Annotated in this window: 20 protein-coding genes; 16 read left to right on the top strand and 4 right to left on the bottom strand. The window is 53.4% G+C overall.

All coding sequences use genetic code 11. The features are described 5' to 3' along the window. Window positions 1-435: 435 nt before the first annotated feature. The 10 genes from SOJ49_RS02185 to SOJ49_RS02230 all read left to right on the top strand — a co-directional run bounded on the left by SOJ49_RS02185 (window position 436) and on the right by SOJ49_RS02230 (window position 10,831). A complete protein-coding gene (locus tag SOJ49_RS02185) occupies window positions 436-828 on the top strand; it encodes a RidA family protein (protein ID WP_369856591.1) in 393 nt (130 codons plus the stop codon). Between the two features lie 22 nt (window positions 829-850). Continuing rightward, a complete protein-coding gene (locus SOJ49_RS02190; protein WP_369856592.1) occupies window positions 851-2,020 on the top strand; it encodes a benzoate/H(+) symporter BenE family transporter in 1,170 nt (389 codons plus the stop codon). A gap of 162 nt (window positions 2,021-2,182) precedes the next feature. Continuing rightward, window positions 2,183-3,427, top strand: coding sequence for an ABC transporter substrate-binding protein (locus SOJ49_RS02195; protein WP_369856593.1), 1,245 nt, complete (start codon window positions 2,183-2,185; stop codon window positions 3,425-3,427). A gap of 268 nt (window positions 3,428-3,695) precedes the next feature. Then, window positions 3,696-5,012: an AAA family ATPase gene (locus tag SOJ49_RS02200; protein WP_369856594.1), complete on the top strand. Its 1,317-nt coding sequence runs from the start codon at window positions 3,696-3,698 to the stop codon at window positions 5,010-5,012. Next, on the top strand, window positions 5,009-5,782 hold the full coding sequence (locus SOJ49_RS02205) for a retron system putative HNH endonuclease (protein ID WP_369856595.1): 774 nt from the start codon (window positions 5,009-5,011) through the stop codon (window positions 5,780-5,782). The genes SOJ49_RS02200 and SOJ49_RS02205 overlap by 4 nt, the downstream gene beginning before the upstream one ends. 474 nt (window positions 5,783-6,256) lie before the next feature. After that, window positions 6,257-7,429 (top strand): ABC transporter substrate-binding protein, encoded by a 1,173-nt coding sequence (locus SOJ49_RS02210; RefSeq protein WP_369856596.1) that lies wholly within the window; start codon window positions 6,257-6,259, stop codon window positions 7,427-7,429. Between the two features lie 92 nt (window positions 7,430-7,521). Beyond that, complete coding sequence (locus tag SOJ49_RS02215; protein WP_369856597.1) at window positions 7,522-8,385, top strand: branched-chain amino acid ABC transporter permease; 864 nt, start codon at window positions 7,522-7,524, stop codon at window positions 8,383-8,385. Window positions 8,386-8,400: 15 nt separating this feature from the next. Next, window positions 8,401-9,363, top strand: coding sequence for a branched-chain amino acid ABC transporter permease (locus SOJ49_RS02220; protein WP_369856598.1), 963 nt, complete (start codon window positions 8,401-8,403; stop codon window positions 9,361-9,363). Next, window positions 9,360-10,121 carry an ABC transporter ATP-binding protein gene (locus SOJ49_RS02225; RefSeq protein WP_369856599.1) on the top strand — a complete coding sequence of 254 codons (762 nt, stop codon included), beginning with the start codon at window positions 9,360-9,362 and terminating at the stop codon, window positions 10,119-10,121. Before SOJ49_RS02220 ends, SOJ49_RS02225 begins: the two co-directional genes overlap by 4 nt. After that, a complete protein-coding gene (locus SOJ49_RS02230; RefSeq protein WP_369856600.1) occupies window positions 10,121-10,831 on the top strand; it encodes an ABC transporter ATP-binding protein in 711 nt (236 codons plus the stop codon). Before SOJ49_RS02225 ends, SOJ49_RS02230 begins: the two co-directional genes overlap by 1 nt. Before the next feature lie 128 nt (window positions 10,832-10,959). On the opposite strand, the gene SOJ49_RS02235 is transcribed toward SOJ49_RS02230, so the two are convergent. Beyond that, on the bottom strand, window positions 10,960-11,919 hold the full coding sequence (locus SOJ49_RS02235) for a helix-turn-helix domain-containing protein (RefSeq protein ID WP_369856601.1): 960 nt from the start codon (window positions 11,917-11,919) through the stop codon (window positions 10,960-10,962). A 516-nt stretch (window positions 11,920-12,435) separates the two neighbouring features. On the opposite strand from SOJ49_RS02235, the gene SOJ49_RS02240 reads away from it, so the two are divergent. Continuing rightward, entirely contained in the window at window positions 12,436-13,443 is a 1,008-nt protein-coding gene (locus tag SOJ49_RS02240; RefSeq protein WP_369856602.1) for an MsnO8 family LLM class oxidoreductase, read from the top strand. A gap of 12 nt (window positions 13,444-13,455) precedes the next feature. Here SOJ49_RS02240 and paaX read toward each other — a convergent pair whose 3' ends face one another. The 3 genes from paaX to paaN all read right to left on the bottom strand — a co-directional run bounded on the left by paaX (window position 13,456) and on the right by paaN (window position 17,012). Continuing rightward, the gene (gene paaX, locus SOJ49_RS02245; protein ID WP_369856603.1) at window positions 13,456-14,406 is read right to left on the bottom strand and encodes a phenylacetic acid degradation operon negative regulatory protein PaaX; all 951 of its coding nucleotides are present in this window, start codon (window positions 14,404-14,406) and stop codon (window positions 13,456-13,458) included. A 290-nt stretch (window positions 14,407-14,696) separates the two neighbouring features. Next, entirely contained in the window at window positions 14,697-15,284 is a 588-nt protein-coding gene (locus SOJ49_RS02250) for a phenylacetic acid degradation protein PaaY (RefSeq protein ID WP_369856604.1), read from the bottom strand. A gap of 15 nt (window positions 15,285-15,299) precedes the next feature. Further along, window positions 15,300-17,012: a phenylacetic acid degradation protein PaaN gene (gene paaN, locus SOJ49_RS02255; protein WP_369856605.1), complete on the bottom strand. Its 1,713-nt coding sequence runs from the start codon at window positions 17,010-17,012 to the stop codon at window positions 15,300-15,302. A 446-nt stretch (window positions 17,013-17,458) separates the two neighbouring features. On the opposite strand from paaN, the gene paaF reads away from it, so the two are divergent. Genes paaF through pcaF form a run of 5 tightly spaced genes read left to right on the top strand, consistent with a single transcriptional unit; the run spans window position 17,459 to window position 22,308 of the window. Further along, complete coding sequence (paaF, locus tag SOJ49_RS02260; protein WP_369856606.1) at window positions 17,459-18,241, top strand: 2,3-dehydroadipyl-CoA hydratase PaaF; 783 nt, start codon at window positions 17,459-17,461, stop codon at window positions 18,239-18,241. A 39-nt stretch (window positions 18,242-18,280) separates the two neighbouring features. Further along, a complete protein-coding gene (gene paaG, locus SOJ49_RS02265) occupies window positions 18,281-19,072 on the top strand; it encodes a 2-(1,2-epoxy-1,2-dihydrophenyl)acetyl-CoA isomerase PaaG (protein WP_369856607.1) in 792 nt (263 codons plus the stop codon). Beyond that, window positions 19,073-20,614, top strand: coding sequence for a 3-hydroxyacyl-CoA dehydrogenase PaaH (gene paaH, locus SOJ49_RS02270; protein WP_369856608.1), 1,542 nt, complete (start codon window positions 19,073-19,075; stop codon window positions 20,612-20,614). Further along, the gene (paaI, locus tag SOJ49_RS02275; protein WP_369856609.1) at window positions 20,607-21,101 is read left to right on the top strand and encodes a hydroxyphenylacetyl-CoA thioesterase PaaI; all 495 of its coding nucleotides are present in this window, start codon (window positions 20,607-20,609) and stop codon (window positions 21,099-21,101) included. The genes paaH and paaI overlap by 8 nt, the downstream gene beginning before the upstream one ends. Then, window positions 21,094-22,308, top strand: coding sequence for a 3-oxoadipyl-CoA thiolase (pcaF, locus tag SOJ49_RS02280; protein WP_369856610.1), 1,215 nt, complete (start codon window positions 21,094-21,096; stop codon window positions 22,306-22,308). The genes paaI and pcaF overlap by 8 nt, the downstream gene beginning before the upstream one ends. The last annotated feature ends 142 nt before the right edge of the window (window positions 22,309-22,450 follow it).

A 22,450-nucleotide genomic window follows, 5' to 3' on the forward strand; every position in this document is an offset into this window, starting at 1 on the left:
TTATTTATGTTGGCTATGGTGATCACTTTTTATGATCTTACCAATGATCATCACTCGATGATCTGGCGGTGTTATTGGCTGGCATGGGTATGTATGAGCCTGCCTCCGCTTGTCTGTCGGAGGCTTGTCCGCGACTGGATTCTCAAGCTAACTCCTGCGAATGGGCTGCCGTCAAGTCTTTATAGGAACCATCCATTTAATTCTGTAAACCGGCTTCGTGATTCAAAACCATCCGTAAGCCCAGAGCGGGCACCGGATTATGATTATATAGATGGCCTCTTTAGCTTGCCTGACTCGAGGGCGTTGCAGTATGCGGATACAAATTGGCGTGATATGGATAGTGGCGGAGTATCTTGCCCGGCTAGCCTGCGTTTACGCCACTTTCTTTGATAAATACAACAACACAAATAACTATGGCGTTTACCGGGTACTGTTATGAAAAAACCACACCTTATTGTGCCAGAAGGCATGGAATTTATTCGTGATGACATCGGCTATGCTCCGGCGGTACTGGCCGGTAATACGCTTTATATCTCGGGTCAGATCGGCCGCGATGATCAACGTCAGCTGGTGGTCGATAAAGAAGCCCAGTTTGTTATGGTGTTCGAGAATATGAAGCGAGTGTTAGAAGCAGCGGGTGGATCGTTCGAGAATCTGGTTGAGATGACCAGTTTCCACACCGATATGCGTGATTTGCCGTTGTTTATGCAGGTGCGCGATCGTTATTTGCAGGGCGTCTACGTCGCCTGGACGGCAATCGGGGCTGCTTCCTTGTGTGGTGCGCCGGGCTATTTTCTGGAAGTGAAAGGCATTGCTCAACTCAACTGATTCGATCACAGGAGCCTGACAGATGATCAAAGACGTATCTGCATCCACGCTGATTGCGGGGTTGATGGCTGTACTGGTGTCGTATTCCGGGCCACTGGCGATTGTGTTTCAGGCGGCCGACAGTGCCAATATCTCCCACGAGATGATGACCTCCTGGGTGTGGGCAATTTCCATCGGTGCCGGGGTGACCAGTATTGGCCTCAGTGCCTGGCTGCGGGTGCCGGTGGTTACGGCCTGGTCGGCACCAGGAACCGCCTTGCTGGTTACCCTGTTTCCCGAATTGTCTCTGAATGAGGCGATTGGTGCCTATATTACAGCTGCGGTAATGCTGTTTTTTATTGGCATCAGTGGTTTGTTTGATCGGGTGGTGCATCTGATTCCCCGTGGGGTGGCGGGTGCCATGATGGCGGGTATTCTGTTTGATTTTGGCCTTGGGGCATTCCGCACTCTGGAGTCGACTCCGGTGGTGGCAACGATCATGGTATTGGCGTTTGTGGTGTTCAAGTTTTTCAGCCGGGGCTACTTTTTGGTGTTGCTGGTGGGACTCGGGTTTGCCCTGTCGTTCACGGTGCTGCATGCGGATCTCAGCCAGCTGCGTTGGGAGTTGGCAACGCCGACGGTGATTATACCTGAGTGGAGTATTGGCTCGACGTTGAGCCTGGCGTTGCCACTGGTGATTGTCAGCCTGACGGGGCAGTTTCTGCCCGGCTTTGCGATTCTGAAAACCGCAGGTTATCAGGTCTCTACCCGTCCGGTGATTACGGCGCTGTCGTTGATGTCGATTCCCACGGCCCTGTTTGGTGGTATCACCACGGTGGTGGCGGCCATTACTGCGTCGATCTGTACCAGCCCGGATGCGCACCCGGAACCGGACAAGCGTTATATCGCCGGTATTGCCAATGGTGTGTTTTATCTGGTGGGTGGATTGTTTGCGGGTAGCATAGTGCTGTTTTTTACCAGCTTTCCGACCGAGATGATCGCCATTATTGCTGGACTTGCCTTGCTCGGTGCCATCAGTAACAGCCTGAATGTGGCATTGGAAGAAAAAGAGCATCTGGATGCTTCGTTGGTGGCGTTTATGACCACCGCTTCTGGCATCAGTATTTATGGTATTGGCTCGGCGTTTTGGGGGGTGGTACTGGGCACTGCCGTATTTGTACTCACCAATCTGCTGCGTCGCAAGACACGCTGAGCAGCCTTGGCTACGAGTGTGCAGGGTATGCGAGTGTGCAGGGTATGGCTATGAGTGTGCAGCGGCTGGCTAGCGTGGTGTTACCCGATCGTTTTGAATGGACAGTAACTGATAACAACAATAAGAAAAAAGGACACTATGCTGATTTCCTCATTGCGGAGAATGGCTGCGCTTATTGCTAGCGGCCTGTTATTGCTTAACGGCGTTGTTGCTGTTGCTGCCGAGCCGATCAAACTCGGCTTCCTGTATCCCTATACTGGCCCTTATAAAGAAATGGGCATTGCGGAAGCGCGTGCTGCCTTGTTGGCAGTGGAAGAAATTAACGCAGCGGGTGGGGTACTGGGACGACCGTTAGAATTACTGCTGGAAAATACTGCGTCGAAGCCGGACAAAGCCGTCGCCGCTGTGAAATCGGTTGCCAATCAGGGGGCGTCCATGGTCTTTGGTGGTGTTTCCAGTGCGGTAGCGATTACCGCAGGCAAGGAAGCGGCAAAGCAAGGCCTGCTGTTTTTCAGTGCCCATTCCTACGCCAATGCGACCACCGGGGCAGAAGGGCACCGTTATATCTTTCGGGAGTCTTACAACGCCTGGATGAGCAGCAAGGCGCTGTCGTTTTATCTTAACCAGAGCCTGGCGGGTAAACGACTGGTGTATGTGACGGTGGACTATTCCTGGGGGCATTCGACCGAAGCCTCCATGCGCAGCTTCACCAACACCGACGACAACCATGTGAACCCCGGTTATCTGGTGCCATTTCCTCGGCCCAAGCATAGTGAGATCAAGGCTGCTCTGGACGCTGCCCAGCAGTCCGGTGCAGAAGTGATGGTACTCACGATGGCGGGGGATGATCTGGCGGTGGCGATGCAGTTGGTGCACACCATGGAACTGAAAAAAACCATGACGATTATTGTGCCGGGACTGACTCTGGACACCGTTCGGGTAACTGGTGTTGGCTTGTTGGAAGGCGTCGTTAGTACGGTGCCTTGGTGTTGGCGGCTGCCGTACCAGTATGGATTTGAGAAGGGCATCCATTTTGTCGATGCCTTTACCGAGCGCTACGAGAATTACCCCTCCAGCTCCGCTGCCTCGACTTACAGTATTGTTTACCAGTTCAAGGACGCTGTTGAACGGGCGCGCAGCCTGAATAGCGAGCGCCTGATCGAGGCATTGGAAGATCACACCTACATCGGCCTCAAAGATCAGCAAACCTGGCGCGGATTTGATCACCAGAATGTGCAGTCGGTACATGTGGTCAAAGTCAAAACCCGTAACGATGCGATGAAAGACCGTTTTTATCAGGACTACTTTGACATCCTGCTGAGCTTGCCTGGCAATATGGCAGCTCAAACACAGCAGGAATGGACGGCTGCCAGACAAGCCGCCGGTAAGCCGCAGCAGTTGCAGTAAGTGTGATCGCTCGACAATTTGTTGACACTTGTTTGGGCCTTCGGGCCCTTTTTTGTGGCTGTTGTTTGGTGTGCTAATTTTTGTGCGTATGTGAAATTGATCCCGATATACGGGATTTTTTACTTTGAGTGGGGGGACGAGAAGACCAAGCGGTTTACGTTATTTGATGACAAATAAAGTGGTTTGACTCAGGTTTGATCGGCCCTCCAATGACTATATCGACGTGATAGAATCATTCACTACTTACTTGGCAATCAGATTGTTATTCATGAAAATTCGTCATTTGAAACTGGATCACTTCCGCCGCTTCGATTCCTTCGAAATCGACTTCCATGAACAGCTTACGGTATTGGTCGCCCGTAATGGCGCGGGTAAAACCAGTATTCTGGATGCTCTGGCGATCGCTCTAGGACCATTTCTGACCCGCTTGCCTAATGTCAGTGGTAAAAACCCGAAAGACTCTGACTTTCAGGTTTATCCCAATAAACTCAAACCTCCATTTATGAGGATTCAGTGTCAGTCATTTAACGAGCTGCGCTGGGACAGAACTGAAAAACGCGACCAAACCAAAAAAACAGCCAGCCACATACCAGAAGCTCTGGGTATAAAACAATTGACCGATTACGCCGACTCCATGGTGGATGCGTTTAACGACAACAGCGCCTTTGCCTTGCCTTTGTTCGCCTACTATGGAACAGGCCGAGGTGTCTTTGATGTTCCACAGCGAAAACGAGGATTTGGCAAAGAGTTTCCTCGTTTTGAGGCATTGTCGGAGTCACTGGAAAGCCGAACCAATTTCAAACGATTTGTTGAATATTTTTACGCACTTGAAGATATCGAATTGAAGAGTCAGCGGGATGCAAAATCTTTCGAGCTGGAAATACCGGAGTTAAAGGCCATTCGTGAAGCCATTCACCGTATGTTGCCTGAGTTCAGTAACCCCAGAGGAGCCGAGCCGGCAGGAATAGCAGTCGACTGGAATTGTGATGGCACCCTGAAAGAGTTACGCATTGAGCAACTCAGTGACGGTTACCGCATCACGCTGGCGATGGTGATGGATATTGCAGCTCGAATGGCGGAAGCAAATCCAGACATTGAACGTTCAGGGCTGAATAACTCTCTGGATACCGAAGGCGTAATCTTGATCGACGAAGTGGATCTACATCTTCACCCTGGTTGGCAGCAAACCATTTTGCTCGATTTGCAGCGCACCTTCCCCAACATCCAGTTTATCGTTACGACCCATAGCCCTCAGGTGATTTCCTCGGTCAAGCCAAAGTGTCTACGGGTAATCGAGTGGCATGATGAGCAGCCAAGCCTGCACTTGGTCGAATTTTCTGAAGGTGCAGAGTCGCAGAGAATGCTGTTGGATGTACTGGGTGTAGAGTCCTCTCGCGTTGAGCAACTGGATATTGTGCAAAAACTCAAACGCTATCAACAGCTGGTTTTTCAGGATCAATGGGATTCTGACGAGGCACAACAACTGCACAGAGAATTACGTGATTGGGGACAGGAGTACGAGCCAGAGTTACTGCGGCTGGATATGGATGTTCGCATGAAAGAATGGGAGCGTACGCACGAATGAAAAAGGTGCTCAAAGGAATCGAGCCTCCGTTGCTGGCCCGATATAGACACAAGAATCCAACAGGCTCGTGGGATATGTTCAAAAATAGCAGAGCTCGTCGCCAACAGTTGAAACAACAAATAATAGCTGATCAAAGTGGACTCTGTGTCTATTGTGAGATCGACTTGAAAGAGCAGGATAGTCATGGCAACGCCGACTACCGTGTTGAACACTATCACCCCAAGTCAGATATGACAGCAGGACACAATTGGGCACTGGACTGGCAAAATTTGTTGGGCTGTTGTCATGGTGGCAGCAGGCCTGACGTTACTGATGCCGCACATCGCTATACCAGCCCTGATTGCTCATGTGATATTCCAAAGGGAAGTCAAAATCTGGATTCTGTCATTCTGAATCCGCATCAAATGCCGGCTTTTCCACCAATCTTTGCATTTGACCGAACAACCGGCGAGCCAAGCGTTGATAAGGTAAATTGCTCGATTGCCGGTATTGATCCTATCAAAGCACAAGCCACAATCAGAGAACTCAGGCTGGATGCAAAGCGCCTGAATAGTCTGCGTCAGACAGTGCTGAACAAGCTGAATGCCGATGTAAGGAATTTACTTCAACGGAATTCAGAATTATCTGTCGGAGAAGCTCTCGATCGATTAGCGGCAACCTATTTGCAGAAAAATAGTAAACACCATTGGCCCCCTTTCTTCTCCGCTATTCGAAATTACCTGGGTTCCTCGGCCGAAAAGCACCTTCGCTCTATGGACTATAACGGCTGATATCAATTCGCAAGCGCCGCCTTCTCATACAACCTATCCAGCAGGCTCCTAGCCCATCGGCGTAGCGTCACAAAAGTCCCGTATTTATTTCAAACCGTTCACTTAACGCCTGGATAGGATCTTTACTCAAGCTGTGTTCGCTATTTAAGGCCCGTGACACCATGGATTTGGAGCCAATTGCTGGTAGGTCTGCAGTTCCAGCGTTTGCTGGTCGTGTTGGTCATCAATAGCGGTGGTCATCCGGGACGCGCTTTTATGCCGTTATCGTGCATTAAACAGAGGGTGTCGTTTACTTTCCAGCACGGTAAATCATGCGCGGTACTGGTAGCCCTGAATGACAGTTGTTACCTCTGCAAGCCAGTTTATCCGCTCTGTGCAAGGAGGGGATAGAAGGCTGCACAAATTGGCTATTTGCCTGAGGTGTGGCGGCTTTAAATGGTCGTACAACTCAATAATAAGAACTCAGGCAGAATTATGAATCACTATAAATCCCTCCTCACCGCCGGTGCGGTGTTGCTTTCTTCCGTGTTGTCTAGCGCTTCTGCAGTGGCCAAGGATGAGCCGATCCGTGTCGGTATCATGTTGCCGTTCAGTGGTGTGTACGCTGCGCTGGGAGATGCCGGTCGTAATGGTTTGAAGATGGCGCTGGAACAAAACGCCGACAAACTGCATGGCCGTACCATTGAATATATTGAGATGGATACCGAGGCCAGACCTGATCGCGCGCCGGAAATCGCAACGTCGCTGATGAGTCAGAAAGACGCGGACTTTATTGTTGGCCCGGTGCATTCCGGGGTGGCGATGGGGATGCTGAAAGTGCTGCGTAATAAAAAGCCGATTGTGATTATTCCTAACGCTGGTGCCAATGCAGCGACGGGCCCTTGGTGTGCGCCGAATGTGTTCCGCACCTCATTTTCTGCCTGGCAGCCGTCGTATCCGATGGGCCAGGTGGCACTCGACCGGGGTTACAAGAAGGTAGTGACCATGAGCTGGAACTACGGTTTTGGCAAGGAGAGCCTGGCGGCGTTTGAAGAGTCGTTTACCAAGGGCGGCGGCAAGGTGCTGAAGCAGATTATGGTGCCGTTTCCGAAAACCGAGTTTCAGTCGTATATCACTGAAATTGCCTCGCTGAAGCCGGATGCCGTGTTTGTGTTTTTTGCTGGTGGTGGCGCGGTGAAGTTCGTCAAGGACTACGATGCCATGGGTCTGAGCGGCAAGATTCCGCTGTTGGGTTCCGGTTTCCTGACCGAAGGCACGTTGGCCGCTCAGGGTGATGCTGCTGAAGGGATTGTCACGGGTTTGCATTATGCCGACGAGCTGGATAATCCGGCGAACCACGCTTTCCGTGCTGCGTACAAAGCCGAGTTTGGCAAAGACGCTGACTTGTACGGCGTGCAGGGTTTTGATACCGGTTTGCTGATCGCCCAGGCGGTTGACCAGTTGAACGGCAATATCAGTGACCGTGATGCCCTGATCCGGGTAATGGAAGCGGCAGTGATTCCCAGCCCCCGTGGCGAGTTCCACTTCTCTAAAGCCCATAATCCGATTCAGACCATTTACCTCCGTACGGTTGAAAATGGCGTTAACAAGGTGTCCGGTATTGCCGCCAAGGCATTGGAAGACCCCGCTCGCGGTTGCAAGCAGTAACTGATCATCCTCCGCTGGTTGTACCGCTCGTGTGTTGCGAGGCGGGTGCAGCTGGTGGAGTTTCTGAATGACTCTTCAAGGCGATCGCTTTTATGGATTTCGCAATATTTCTTGTGCAGCTGCTGAATGGTGTGCAGTACGGCTTGCTGCTGTTTCTGATTGCATCAGGGCTGACGTTGGTGTTCGGGGTGATGGGAATTCTCAACCTGGCCCACGGCTCGATGTATATGGTCGGGGCTTACCTGGCCTGGTATTTCACCCAACATACCGACAGCTTTTTGCTGGGTGCGTTGTTGTCGGCGGCGGTTGCGCTGGCGCTGGGTGTCGTCATTGAAAAGACACTGATCTGCCGTCTGTACAAGCGTAACCACCTTGATCAGGTGTTGTTAACGATCGGTATGATTTTTGTGTTTAATGCACTGCAGAGTCTGCTCTGGGGGAATGACTCTCTCGGGGTGGATGTGCCTGAGTTATTGGGTGGTTCAATCCGGCTCACCGAGCTGGTGGAGTATCCCATCTATCGGCTGTTTGTTGCCGTGCTCTGTCTGGTGCTGGCGGCCACCCTGTATCTGGTGATCAACCGCACCCGGCTGGGGATGTTGATCCGTGCCGGTGAATCCAACCGCGAGATGGTCGAGTGCCTGGGCGTGGATATCAACCGTCTCTATACCATCGTCTTTGGTGCCGGGGTGATGCTGGCGGCGCTGGCCGGGGTGATTTCTGCACCTATCGCGTCGATTGTGCCCGGTATGGGTGAGCACGTGCTGATTACCTGTTTTGTGGTGGTGGTGATTGGTGGCATGGGGTCGATCAAAGGAGCCTTTGTGGCGGCGCTGATGGTGGGCATTGTCGATACCTTTGCCTCGGTGCTGTTTCCCGGCGTGTCGTCGATGGTGGTTTATATCCTGATGGCGGTGATTCTGCTGATCAGGCCGCAAGGCCTGTTTTCCAACTAAGGGCGGTATTTCGCGATGTTTTTTACCAATAAAACCGAACAGCTGTTCGTCTGGCTGTTCTTTCCGCTGGCGTTGCTGCTGCCATTATTTCTGGAGCAGAACGTCTTCTATGTCAACAAGCTGACCACGGTGCTGATTTTCGCCATCTTTGTGATGTCGCTGGATTATCTGGTTGGCCGCTGCGGCATGATCACTCTGGGCCATTCGATGTTTTATGGCCTGGGCGGTTATCTGTTTTTTATGATTGCGCCGGAATACGAGGCCGTGAACTTCTGGGTGTATACCTTTTATATCTGTGTGCTGGCGGCGGCGATTGCGCTGGTGGTCGGGGTGATTGTGCTGCGTACCAGCGGTATCTATATGATTATGATTACGCTGGCGATTGCCCAGATGTGCTTCTACTTTTTCTCTGACTCCATCCGTTTTGGCGGCAACGACGGTCTGTTTATTCTGGTGAAACCGGATACCAGTCTGTTCGGCCTGGCGTTTTTTGACCTCGATGATCCGATTCATTTTTACTACTTCTGTTTGCTGTCGTTATTCAACTGCATGGCATTCTGGAAGCTGGTGCTGGCATCGCGCTTCGGTCGCATTATGGATGCGGTCAAAAACAATCCCGATCGCACCACGGCGCTGGGTTACAACGTGTTTCTGTTTCGGCTGATCAGCTACGTTATGGCGTCGGCGCTGGCGTCGTACGCAGGCTATCTGTTTGCGTTGCAATACGGCTACGTCAATCCGTCGATGATGTCCTGGCAAACCTCAGGGTCGGCGCTGGTGATGTCGATTTTGGGCGGGATGGGCAGTATTTACGGTGCGATTCTGGGGACAGCGGTGTACGAAGGCTTGCGTTATATCTTTGAGCATATGACCGAGCACTGGCTGTTGCCGATGGGCTTAATGATTATCGCTATGGTGATGGCGTTCAAATCCGGTATTGCCGGCTTTATCGAGAACCTGGTGGAGCGTCGCAAATGAGTCAGGATATCGTGCTGCAAACCGAAGGTTTGTGTAAATACTGGGGCGGCCTGAAAGCGCTCGACAATATGAATCTGGCTTTTCATGACAAGTCATTACACGGCATTGTTGGCCCCAACGGTGCGGGCAAGAGCACTTTGCTGAATATGCTCTGTGGTGCCTATAAGCCCACCAGTGGTCGAATTCTGCATCAGGGTGATGCCATTGAAGATATTCGTGCCTATGAATTTGTGCGTCGGGGCATCGGCCGTGGGTTTCAAAAAACCAATATCTATCCACAGGCGACCTGCCTGGAAAACTGCTGCGTGGCGGCTCAGCGTCGCACCGGTGGCAGCTTCAATATCTTTGCCAGGCGCAATCGCGACAAGCTGCTGATCGAGATGGCAGATGAGGCGTTGGTCAGAGTCGGCCTGGGTCACCGTCGTGATACCGTCGCGGCGCAAATCAGTTACGGCGAGCAGCGGCAGCTGGAAATCGCCATGGTGCTGGCCACTGCGCCATCGGTATTACTGCTGGATGAACCGATGGCAGGGATGGGTCATGAAGAATCCCGGCTGATTATCGAGCTGCTACAAACCCTGAAAACAGACTACTGCATTGTACTGGTAGAACACGATATGGATGCCGTCTTCGAGCTGTCGGATCAGCTGACCGTGATGGTGAACGGCCAGCATCTGGTGACCGGCACGGTCGAGGAAGTCCGCCATGATGTGCGGGTAAAAGAGGCATATCTGGGCCAGGGCGACGAGGTAATCTGATGACACAACTACTGACTGTTCGTGGCTTGCACACCTTTTACGGTGAAAGCCACATTTTACACGGCGTCGATTTTACCCTCGAAGCCGGGCAGGCGATGAGCCTGATGGGACGTAATGGCATGGGCAAAACCACCACACTGAAATCTGTGCTCGGGCTGGTCACTCCTCGCGGTGGCGAGGTGCTGTTTAATGGCTCCGACCTGAGTACACTGCCGACCTGGAAGCGCATGCGCCAGGGCATTGCCTATGTGCCAGAAGGCCGTGGTATGTTCCATAACCTGAGCGTGAAAGAGCATTTGCAGTTGGCTGCCCGGCCAGGCACCAATGGTCAGCAAGAATGGCATTACGACCGGGTACTGGAAACCTTTCCCCGGCTGGCTGAACGCCTGACCAACCTGGGCACCCAGTTGTCTGGTGGTGAGCAACAAATGCTGGCGATCGGACGGGCGTTACTGACCAACCCGGATTTGCTGATTCTGGACGAGGCCACCGAAGGGCTGGCACCACTGATCCGCAAGGAAATCTGGGAGGTGATTGCTCATATCAAAGACAGCGGCATGTCTACTCTGATCGTTGACAAAAACATCCAGGTCTTGAAAAACTTGTGTGATCGGCACGTTGTACTGGTGAAGGGGCAGGTGGTCTTTGACGGTGATACGGCAGAGTTACTGAGTGATCTGGAAACGGTGGAAACCCATCTGAGTGTTTAAATTAAATGTGAGTGGCGGGGTGCAGCAAGCGCAGCATCCCGCTCTCACAGACAGGTCTCGCAAGTAAATTGGCGAGTAATTTGAAAATGGTCAAGGGCTGTTGGTGCGTTGGATAAAAGGCAGCAGGTCTAACGCGCCTTTAAGGTCACCGACGGCAGCTCACCAAAAGTGTCCTTGTACTCGGAAGAAAAACGCCCCAGGTGAGTTACCGAATAATCCATGGCCGCTTCGGTAACGTTCCGAATCGCCCGATTGCTTTTCAACTCGCGATGGATGGCGAGCAGCTTGGCCTGTTTGATGTAACGTTTGGGAGTGGTCGACAAACCATTGGCAAACAGGGAATACAGCTTGCGCACACTGATACCCGCGACGGCCGATAACTCTTCGACGGTCAGGTTTTCCTTGATATTGGTATCAATATAGCCAAGCACCCGTTGTATGGTTTTATCTTCCGGGGTGGTGGGGGGCATCACATCCATCAGATTACTTTGAAAAGTGTTCAGCAGCTTCTGCACCAGCAGGTCGCGGTAGCTGGAGGATATTCCATTCAGACTGAGTTCGGATTCTTCGCTGGCTTCATAAAACACCGCTTCAATACAGGATAAAAAAGATTGCGACTGGCGAATATCCCGTACTTTACGTTCAAACAGAATGCCACTTTTTGGCAACCGCCCGGCAAATTCGACACAGGTGTTATTAATGACTTCCCGAGGGATTTTAACGATCAGCTTTTCACAATCATCGCTGTAAAGAAGATCGATTTTTTCACCCGGATTCATCATCAGCGCCTGACCGCTGGTTAATACCAGATCGGTATCGGAAAAGCGCCACTGACATTCACCGCGCATAACAATCTGAAAGTGATAAATATCTTCAAGGTCAGGACAGGCCACGCGAACCTTGTTGCCATAACAGATACGCGACAGTGACAGGTCGGAAAACTGGCACAACGACAGTTGCGAACGCGAGATTTCTGGTCCCATCAGCTCCAGACGATGACGCCCCACATGTTTGTTGACATGGTTGGATACCTCATCCGGTGTGGTGTTGATACAGACGGCTGAATTATTGAGTACGCTGTGTAACATGCGAATTCTCTTTTATTGTTATTATTTCACTTTACCCCGATTGATACCCATAGTCGAATTGACGGTATAAAAAACAGCCTGTATTCCTGCGAATGAAACGGGATTTATATCACCCAAAAATGGCCCTTTATAACTCTCGGAAACGGGCTTCCAAATGCCTGGTTTTGAGTGATAAACCGGTAGGCTCTTGGGTGGCAGGCATATAAAAGCACCACGACTGCTGCACTTATCTGGGTTAAACGTCACCTCACAAGGCTCATTTATTCCATATCCACTGCCGTTTTTACCGATTTTTGGGGTGTATTTTTTATCGCACTTGGCCTATTTTGATGTATTCAAGACCAGCGTCGGCTGCCGCTGTTGGTGTTGATATCCTGAAAACAGGATTACATTATTCCGTCTGGATGACCTCGCGCAGTCCCTCTGGCACGTCGGTATGGGTATCATTTAGCCAGACGGCTGTCCGCCATCCACATTGGCAAGCCCAGCACAGACACGCTTTACACAGGATCTCGAATGAATATCAAACTCTCGGTTGTCGATCAGTCACCGGTTCACGGTTCCCATAGCCGCAGGGAAGCACCGGAGCTCACCCTCGAACTGGCACGGATGTGCGATGAACTGGGTTACCACCGTTATTGGGTGGCCGAACATCACGACAGCATTCACTTTGCCAACCCCTGCCCGGAAATACTGGTTGCGACCATTGCAGCCCAGACGCGCCGTATCCGTGTTGGCAGTGGTGGCGTGATGCTGAGTCATTACAGCCCGTTAAAAGTGGCAGAGTGCTTCCGCATGCTCGCCACCCTGTATCCTGACCGCATTGACCTCGGCGTCGGACGGGCACCAGGTGGTTCCGGTTTAAGTTCAGCGGCACTGGCCTATCCCTATCGCCCGTTACATGGTGATGCCTATGAGCAGCAAGCGCAGCTGTTGGGGCAGTTTCTGGACGGCACCGTGCCAGCCAATAACCCGTTTCACAGCCTCAGTGTGATGCCAGACAACGAGCCAACCCCTGAGCGCTGGATGCTGGGTTCCAGTGGCGGCAGTGCCGGACTGGCTGGCAAGCTGGGTTACGACCTGGCATTGGCGCGATTTATTGCCCCGGATCACTGTCACCCGTCGATTTTTGAAGGCTGGCAGCAAGCGTGGCAAAAAGCCGGTCATCAGCGCCAACCCAACAAACTGCTCGGCATTGCCTGTATCTGTGCCGAGACGGAAGCAGAGGCAAAGCTTCGGGCTGGTACGGCGGTCTATCGTAAAATGACAGCACAGCAAGGCACGCCGGAAAATTTCCTGACACCCGAGCAGGTGCAGGATCGCTACCGGCAAATGTCGCCGTCTGCGCAGGCCGACTACGACCATATTCTCAGTGGCTATACCGTCGGTACTGCGGATCAGTGTCTGGCCGAGATGGAACAACTGAGCCAGACGTTTGACTGCCAGGAATTTGCCCTGGTCACCGTGACGCACAGTCATTACGACCGGATGGAGAGCTATCGGTTGTTGGCGCGGCATAAATAAACGGTTGAGCTACTAATCCGCCAACTCTTGGGCAGAATATTTCTCCAGACCATCAAAACGCCGGTAGAAGGTGGCCGATGCTGCTGGCAATGGCCCTTCGGCGGTCTCCAGTTGTTCGGCAATCCATTGCTCGGCATAGGGGGTCAGGCTGCGATAAATATTGCGGCACAGTTGCCTGGCTGCGCGGCCTTCCCAGTCTCCGGGCAGCAATTCTTCGGGTAACAGGGGGTCACGCAATACCAGTTTACGGTATTCATGAATCAGCAGTATGCGCGCCAAAAAGCAGGCCTGTTGATCCCGCCCCTTGTTGTCGTTCAATTCCTGCCACATTGGCCGGAACAGGTCGATAAAGTCTTGATAGCGGGCTCCCATATCAGGCAGGCCCCAGCTGTCGCGCACCAGCATTCGGATTGGTTTCCCTGCGAGCTCTTCCCGAGCAGAGGTATTAAACAGCACTACCCTGTCGCTGACCCCCAGCGACGAGAGCGCGGAGTTGACTTCTGCAGGGTTAGCTCGGGGGCTGCCAAGTAAACCAGGTGATAGCACACCAAATCCCTGCCATTCGAGTTCATCCAGCAATTGCTTGCGCTGTTCAGGGCTGAGCTGCTGGATGAGAATCAGTGACCAGGAGCCGTCCCAGGCGGCAGACTTTGCACTGTAAACGCGGCGAAACGCTTGTTCGAACTTACGTCGGCCCGGCCCAGTAAGGCTGTAGTAGCTACGTCGGCCCACCTTGTCACTCATTAGCCAGCCGTCCTGAGTTAGACGAAAAATAGTGGTTCGCATCAGGCGTTCGTTGATCCCGATTGGCTCTAGCAGTTTGATCAGGCTGCCCAGCCAGACGGTCCCCCCGTGTGGTTCAATGGCATCGCCATAAATCGTGATCACCAGAGAGGTGGCACGAATAGGGGTTTGGTTCTGGAAGCGCTTGATCACCGCGTCCAATGTGTTCAGTGACTTCATATTCAAGAAATTCCGGTCGAAGAGCGGGAGCAGCACCTGGCAGTTTAACAGGGCCTCCAAAGGTGTTTCCGCGCAGCAGCGAGTACAATTAGACAAGAACTGGGCGCGGTCTATGAGCACTATATGGGTATCTGGGGGCCATGTTTACAGCTCGGTGCCTGGCAAATTCTGCATAACCTGTCGGGGGTTTGCAGCGACTGCCTTCATGGTAGTAGCGCGACAGCAGTCAAGATTACCAGCCCGGAAGGCTGGCATCTATTATCCAACTGAACAGCAGCGAACGGGCTGGGTTATATTTTTGGCCGGTGGCCGGTATCAACGAAACTCTGGCGATCCGGCTCTTCGGCATTCAGTGGCAAGCACTCTACCAGGCTGTTCAGGCAGCGACGCGACAGCTCGATATATTGTTGCGTGCCGAGCTGTTTCCAGCGTAGCTCATCATCCGTGACTTGACGTTTGATAACACCGGGCGTGCCCATCACCATGGAGCGCGGGGGACAGGTAAAACGGTTTTTGATGAAGGAGGAGGCCGAGACGATTGACTCGGCACCTATATCGGCACCATCCATCACCACGGCATTCATGCCAATCAGGGTATCTTCACCAATAATGCAGCCGTGCAGCACTGCGCCGTGGCCGATATGGCCATGGCGACGAATAATTGTGCTGCTTTGCGGGAAGCCGTGCACCACACAGGTATCCTGGATGTTGGCACCTTCTTCCATAATGATGCGGCCGAAATCACCACGCAGACAGGCGGCCGGGCCAACGTAGCATTGTGCTCCGATGATCACATCGCCAATCAGGACGGCAGTTGGATGGACATAGGCACTGGGATGAACCACTGGTGTCACGCCATCGATTTTGTAACAAGGCATATAAATCTCTCCTGATCAGTCAGTGGCGGCGGTCGCTGGACGACGGCTTTGTACCACTACAAAGCGGCGACTGATAAACCCTCTATCGGTGAGAGAAGTGTTGGCTGCCGGGTTGCCACCAGTGCCATGAAAGTCACTGAATGTGGCGGACTGGTTCATATAAAAACTGCCATCCAGATTGATGGATAACGAGACTGCGACGTCCTGAGCCAGATTTTCTGCCTGCGCCAGCACATCGTCGCGGGTGGTGTAGATAGCCAGTGCAATCGCGCCTTGAGCTAACAAGGTCTGGCGTGTCAGTGACAGGGATTCTGCGGTGCCGTGGGTACGAACCAGATACGCAATCGGGCCAAACTGTTCTTTGCCATACAGATCCTGATCCTGGCTTGCCAGTGCGAGCAGCAGTGGCGTCTGCACGCGGGCTGAGGGAAAATCTGGATGAATCAGACTCTTGCTATCGAGTAATACGCTGCCCCGGCCTGTGATCGCCTCCCGGCATTGCTGAATTCTGACTAAGGTGCCTTCACTTTGAATTGCGCCGAGGAAGCCGCACGCCTGGGCTGGATCGGCGGTCCACTGGGCAATACTGCTGACCAGTGCATCAGCTACTTGCTCAAATGACCAGCATTCACCTCCTACCATCACGCCACTAGCAGGAATATAAATGACTTGGGGAGAGGTACACATTTGCCCGGAGTAGAGACTGAGTGAGAAACCGAGATTACCAGCAACTGCAGTGATGTCCGCCATGCTGTCAATAATCACGGTGTTGAGCCCGGCTTTTTCGGTAAACACTTCCGCCTGGTGAGCGTGCTGTTCCAGCCAGTTGCCAAAGTGGCTGGAACCGGTGAAATCGATCAGCCGCACCCGTGGGTCGGTTGCCAGTCGGGCCGCCAGCGGGGCAGGCCGAGTGTCGACCGCGAGCATCACTAGGCGTGGATCGTATCCGGCTTCGGTGAGTACCTCCTGTAGCACCTTGACGGTCAGTGCCAGCGGCAGAATCGAATCCGGGTGGGGTTTGATGACCACCGGATTGCCCGTCACCAGGCTGGCAAATAATCCGGGGTAGGTATTCCAGGTCGGGAAGGTGCAACAGGCGATGCTGAGTGATATTCCCCGAGGCACGATATGCCAACGTTTAGTCAATGACAGTTGACCACGTTTGCCCATGGGTTTTCGCCACAATACGGATTGCGGTATCTCCGCCATGGCATCCCAGCTGTAGGCAACGGCTTCTACTGCCCGGTCCTGGGCGTGGGGGCCGCCGGCTTGGAAAGCCATATTGGCAGATTGTCCAGTGGTGTGTTGTACCGCCTGAGCCATCAGCGGACTGAGTGCATTTAACCGGTGAATGGCCTCCAGAGCGACCGCCACCCTGGTTTGTGGCCCTGCATCGCGCCAGCCACCAATCAGTGATTGCTGGGTTTCCAGTAACGTATCCGGGTCGTACTGCGGATAGTGGATGCCAAGGGCGAAGCCGTAGGGTGACTGCTCCTCACCCGCTCGTCCAATCTCCCCTACTCCTTGCAGCTCAAACGGCTGTCCTAGCAAGGTCTGGAATTCTGCTGCCGCGCTGGCCAATGACTCCGCCGGGTACGCTTTGGGATGTTCCGGGAAAGGAGCCCAGTAACCGCGCTGATGAATCGCACTAACGGCCTGATCCAGCAAAGGTGAGTGGCGGGAAAACCAGAGCGTGGCCTGGCTGTTCGTCATGGCATCAGACGACATAACAACTCCATTAATGAGTATTTTTGTTTTAAAGACACTAAAATATCTATTATTTATTATTTAATGTATCAAATCATAGGTCGTTGTTGATTGAAACGGCATCTGTTGGTGTTGTTTAGATTGTCTCGAAATGATGTATTTGAATCCATTTTATTTTCTATCTATTTGAAAAATATTGTTTTTTAATCGAGAAATGCTCGCGTCTATTGATTTTTCAGAGGGTTTTTTCATGCAAAATGAAAATAAGATACGAAAATCAAAAAATAAATTATTGTTTTGTATCTTAATTTTGGGCAGCATTGATAACTGTTGATGCAGATCAAACGAGTCCGCTCCTTGATTCAAGGCTGGTGCCGTCAGGGTGCCGGAACGAGTGGGAACGAAGACGTCTGCGCCTTAAGTCATTGCCGAAACGCTATAAAAACAAAATCGGACAGGTTACTCAGATGACAAAACGCTACGCAACACTGGTCGTACATAAGGTCAGTGCAGGGGTTCAGCTGATTGAGCTGAATCGCCCTGCGGCACTCAATGCCCTGACCACCGCCATGCTGGGTGAGTTGTCGGTGGTCATGGATCTGGCAGAAGCCGAGGACGACATTCGAGTGCTGGTTCTCACTGGCAACCGCAAGGCCTTTGCTGCCGGAGCCGATATCAAGGAAATGGCCGAGCGCGATTTGGTCGGTATTCTGAATGACCCCCGCCAGCAGCACTGGCAGCGGATTAGCCGTTTTCCCAAGCCGCTGGTTGCCGCCGTAAATGGCGTTTGTTTGGGCGGTGGCTGCGAGTTGGCGATGCACGCCGATATTATTCTTGCTGGCGCAGACGCGCGCTTCGGACAACCGGAAATCAACCTTGGCATCATGCCCGGTGCTGGGGGCACGCAGCGATTATTGCGGGCGGTGGGCAAGTCGATGGCAATGCAGATGGTACTGACTGGCGAGCCGATCACTGCTCGACAAGCTCAGCAATCCGGTCTGGTAAGCGAGATTACCCAACCGGAATTGACTGTTGAGCGGGCGTTGGCTGTTGCTGCCAGTATTGCCTGTAAGGCACCGCTGGCAGTGCGCCTGGCCAAAGAATCGGTGCTCAAAGGTATGGATACCGATCTCGCCTCTGGTCTCCGTTTCGAGCGCCATGCCTTTACTGTTCTGGCTGGCACCGCCGACCGCAAGGAAGGCATTGCCGCTTTTCAGGAAAAGCGCAAACCCGAATTTAACGGCCAGTAGTGCTGGCAACCCATTCTGATCTCCAGGAGCAATATGCCCATGAACCTCGAGTATATTCTGTATTCCGTTGAGGACGGCGTTGCCATCCTCAGTTTGAACCGTCCCAAGGCGTTGAACAGCTTTAACGAAGCCATGCACCTTGAAGTCAAAGAGGCCCTGAAAGCGACTGCCGGCAATCCGGAAGTCCGCGCCTTGCTGCTGACGGCAGAGGGCCGCGGTTTTTGTGCCGGTCAGGATTTATCTGACCGCAATGTTGACCCTAATGCCAATTCACCGGATCTGGGGTTGTCGATCGAACGCTTTTACAACCCATTGATCAAGACCCTGCAAGACTTGCCGATGCCGGTGATCTGTGCGGTCAATGGTGTCGCAGCCGGTGCTGGCGCGAATATTCCTTTGGCCTGTGATCTGGTGCTGGCGGCTCGCTCCGCCAAGTTTATTCAGGCGTTCTGCAAAATTGGTCTGGTGCCGGATTCTGGTGGTAGCTGGTTTCTGCCTCGCTTGGTCGGCATGGCCCGTGCCAAACATATGGCCTTGCTGGGAACCCCTGTCACAGCTGAGCAAGCGTATGACTGGGGCATGATCTATCGGGTGGTGGATGACGAAGCCCTGCATAACGAAGCCCTGACACTGGCGAAGCAATTAGCGACTCAACCGACGCAAGGTTTGGCGCTAATCAAGCGTGCCTTGAACAGCAGCGTCAGCAACAGCTTCGAGGAGCAGATGACGCTGGAGAGAGATCTGCAACGCCTGGCCGGTCGTACCGCCGACTACCGCGAAGGCGTAAAAGCCTTTATGGAAAAACGCACACCTGAATTCAAGGGGCGCTGAATGATGCCAGAACAGACGCATACATTGAGTATCGACACTCTGGTTGCCGTCATTGGTGCCGGTGCGATGGGGGCGGGCATCGCTCAGGTAGCGGCCCAGGCCGGTCACCCGGTGAAGCTGTATGACAATCGCGAAGGCGCTGCTGCCCAAGCCATTGACACGATGGCTGCTCAGCTGAACAAATTGGTTGCTCGTGGCAAGCTCACGGCTGAACAGCGTGACGCGGTACTGTCTCGTATCACGCCGGTTGATGACATTGAAGCATTGGTGGATGCCAAGCTGGTGATCGAGGCCATTATTGAAAACCTCGACGTCAAGCGCAGCGTATTGGCAACACTGGAAGACGTTTGCTCTGATGATTGCATTCTGGCCAGCAATACCTCGTCGTTATCCATCACCAGTCTGGCCGCCGGCCGCCGGTATCCGGGCCGTATCGTTGGTATGCACTTCTTTAATCCGGCTCCGATCATGAAGCTGGTGGAGGTGGTGTCTGGCCTGGCAACGGATTCCAATGCCGCCAGCACCGTGTACGACACTGCTCTGAACTGGGGCAAAAAGCCGGTGCACACCCGCTCCACACCGGGCTTCATTGTGAATCGAGTGGCACGTCCGTTTTATGCCGAAAGCCTGCGTCTGCTGCAGGAACAGGCCAGTGATTGCGCCACGTTGGATGCCTTGATGCGCGACGCTGGCGGTTTTCGTATGGGAGCATTTGAACTGACCGACCTGATCGGTCATGACGTTAACTACGCGGTGACTTGCTCTGTTTTTACTGCCTATTACGGCGACTTCCGTTTCCAGCCCTCACTGATCCAGAAAGAGCTGGTCGATGCTGGCTATCTGGGCCGCAAGGCCAGTCGCGGTTTTTATCACTACGGTGAGGCTACTGAGCAACCGTTAGCCCTTACCGTGACGGTCAGTTCTGATACTCCATCCGGTTGTGTGGCACTTGGTGATGTCGGTTTGCTGTCGGTATTGGTGCAACGGCTGGCGCAAGCCGGTATCTCGGTGGATCAGGAGTCCGCATCCGATGCCGGGGTGTTACGCATCGGAACCGCCACCGTCGCTTTGACTGACGGGCGCCTGGCCTGTCAGCGGGCGCTGGAAGAGGGTCTCACTAACCTGGTGCTGATTGATTTGGCGCTGGACTACAACCAAGCATCCCGGCTGGCCATTAGCCGTGCTCACAACACATCGACAGACGCAGTTCAGCAAGTCGTGGACTGCTTGGCTCAGGCCGGGATTCAGGTCAGTGAACTGACCGATGTTCCGGGATTGGCGGTGATGCGAACGGTTTGCATGTTGGCGAATGAAGGCGCGGATGCCGTATTGCAGGGCGTTGGCGATGCAATCGGCGTCGATACCGCCATGTGTTTTGGGGTGAATTATCCTCGTGGGCCGTTGCGGTGGGCCGATCAGATCGGCCTTGCCAAAGTCGACCAGCTGTTGACTTATTTGCAGGCGGTTTACGGCGAGGATCGTTATCGTCCTTCCTTGCTGATTCGCCGTCTGGCACTGCAGGGAGGTCGTTTCCATGACTGATCAATCGCACCTGCAAACGATGAATGCCGACGAACTGGCGGTGGCTTGTGCCAACGAGTTGTATCGCCGTGATAGCGCGACACAGCACCTGGGCATCGAGCTGCTGCATTCGTCACCGGGCCAATCCACGGTAGCGATGACGGTGGCCGATTTTATGTTGCAGGGCCATCAGACTTGTCACGGTGGTTATCTGTTTACGCTGGCGGACTCTGCGTTCGCCTTCGCCTGCAATACCTACAACGAGCCCACCGTCGCAATCGGTTGTGCCATCGATTATGTCGCGCCGGGTCGCGGTGGCGATGTGCTTACGGCAACGGCAGTTGAGCGCAGCCGCAGTGGTCGGACCGGTAACTACGATGTCGAAATTCATAACCAGGATGGTCACCTGATTGCCTTGTTTCATGGCAAATCCTACCGGGTGCGTGGCCAGATTCTGGAGCCGAACACTCACCTCAAACCACCGACCCAGGAGAATCACAATGACTGATGCCTATATTTGCGACGCCATCCGCACCCCTTTTGGCCGTTACGGCGGCGCTCTGGCCCCGGTGCGTGCCGATGATCTGGGTGCTATTCCACTGAAGGCGCTGATGGCGCGTAACCCCGATGTCGACTGGGCATCGGTCGATGATGTGATTTATGGCAATGCTAACCAGGCGGGTGAAGACAATCGCAACGTTGCGCGCATGTCGGCATTGCTGGCCGGTTTACCAGTCTCGGTACCGGGCACGACAGTCAATCGCCTCTGCGGTTCTGGTATGGATGCCATTGGTCTTGCAGCGCGGGCGATCAAGTCTGGAGAAACTGAACTGATGATCGCGGGTGGTTGTGAATCCATGTCTCGCGCCCCTTTTGTGATGGGCAAGGCCGAATCCGCCTTTAGTCGCACGCCGAACGGTTTGTACGACACCACCATTGGCTGGCGTTTTATTAATCAGAAAATTAAAACGCAATACGGCGTGGAATCGATGCCGGAAACCGCCGAAAACGTCGCTGAAGATTTCAACATATCCCGTGCAGATCAAGATCTGTTTGCCTACCGCAGTCAGCAGAAAACGGCCGCTGCAATGGACGCAGGCTTGTTCAACGAAGAAATTTGCCCGGTGGTGATCCCGCAACGCAAGGGTGAAGACATTGTGGTGGATATCGATGAGCATCCGCGAGCATCCACCACATTGGAAGGGCTGGCCAAACTGAAAGCGCCCTTCCGTGAAGGCGGCTCAGTCACGGCCGGCAATGCATCCGGCGTGAACGACGGTGCTTGCGCGCTATTGATTGCTTCCAGAGCCGCTGCAGAGAAAAACGGCCTGATACCCAAAGCGCGTATTGTGGCGATGGCTACCGCTGGTCTGGAACCACGCATCATGGGCTTTGGCCCGGCACTGGCAACCCGAAAAGTGCTGGCTAAAGCAGGTCTGACGCTGGCGCAGATGGATGTGATCGAACTCAACGAAGCGTTCGCCTCTCAAGGGTTGGCGGTACTGCGTGAGCTGGGCCTGGCGGATGATGCGACCCACGTTAATCCGAACGGCGGCGCCATCGCGCTCGGTCATCCGCTGGGAGCTAGTGGTGCTCGCCTGGTAATGACCGCTATGCATCAGTTGCAACGTACCGGTGGTCGCTATGCCCTCTGTACCATGTGTATCGGTGTTGGCCAAGGGATTGCCATGGTGATTGAGCGACTAGATGACTGATCTGACTGGGGGTCGGCACTGACCAGACGGCCCTTGTCAGCCGACAAGCATAAAAAGAGCGCCTGCGACAAATAGCAAACAGCCAGCGCACAGCGGGTGCTGCAGAACACCTGACAAGGTATTCATTGCCTTATCAAAACAA

This window comes from Candidatus Thalassolituus haligoni, from assembly GCF_041222825.1.
GTDB lineage: Bacteria > Pseudomonadota > Gammaproteobacteria > Pseudomonadales > Oceanobacteraceae > Oceanobacter > Oceanobacter antarcticus.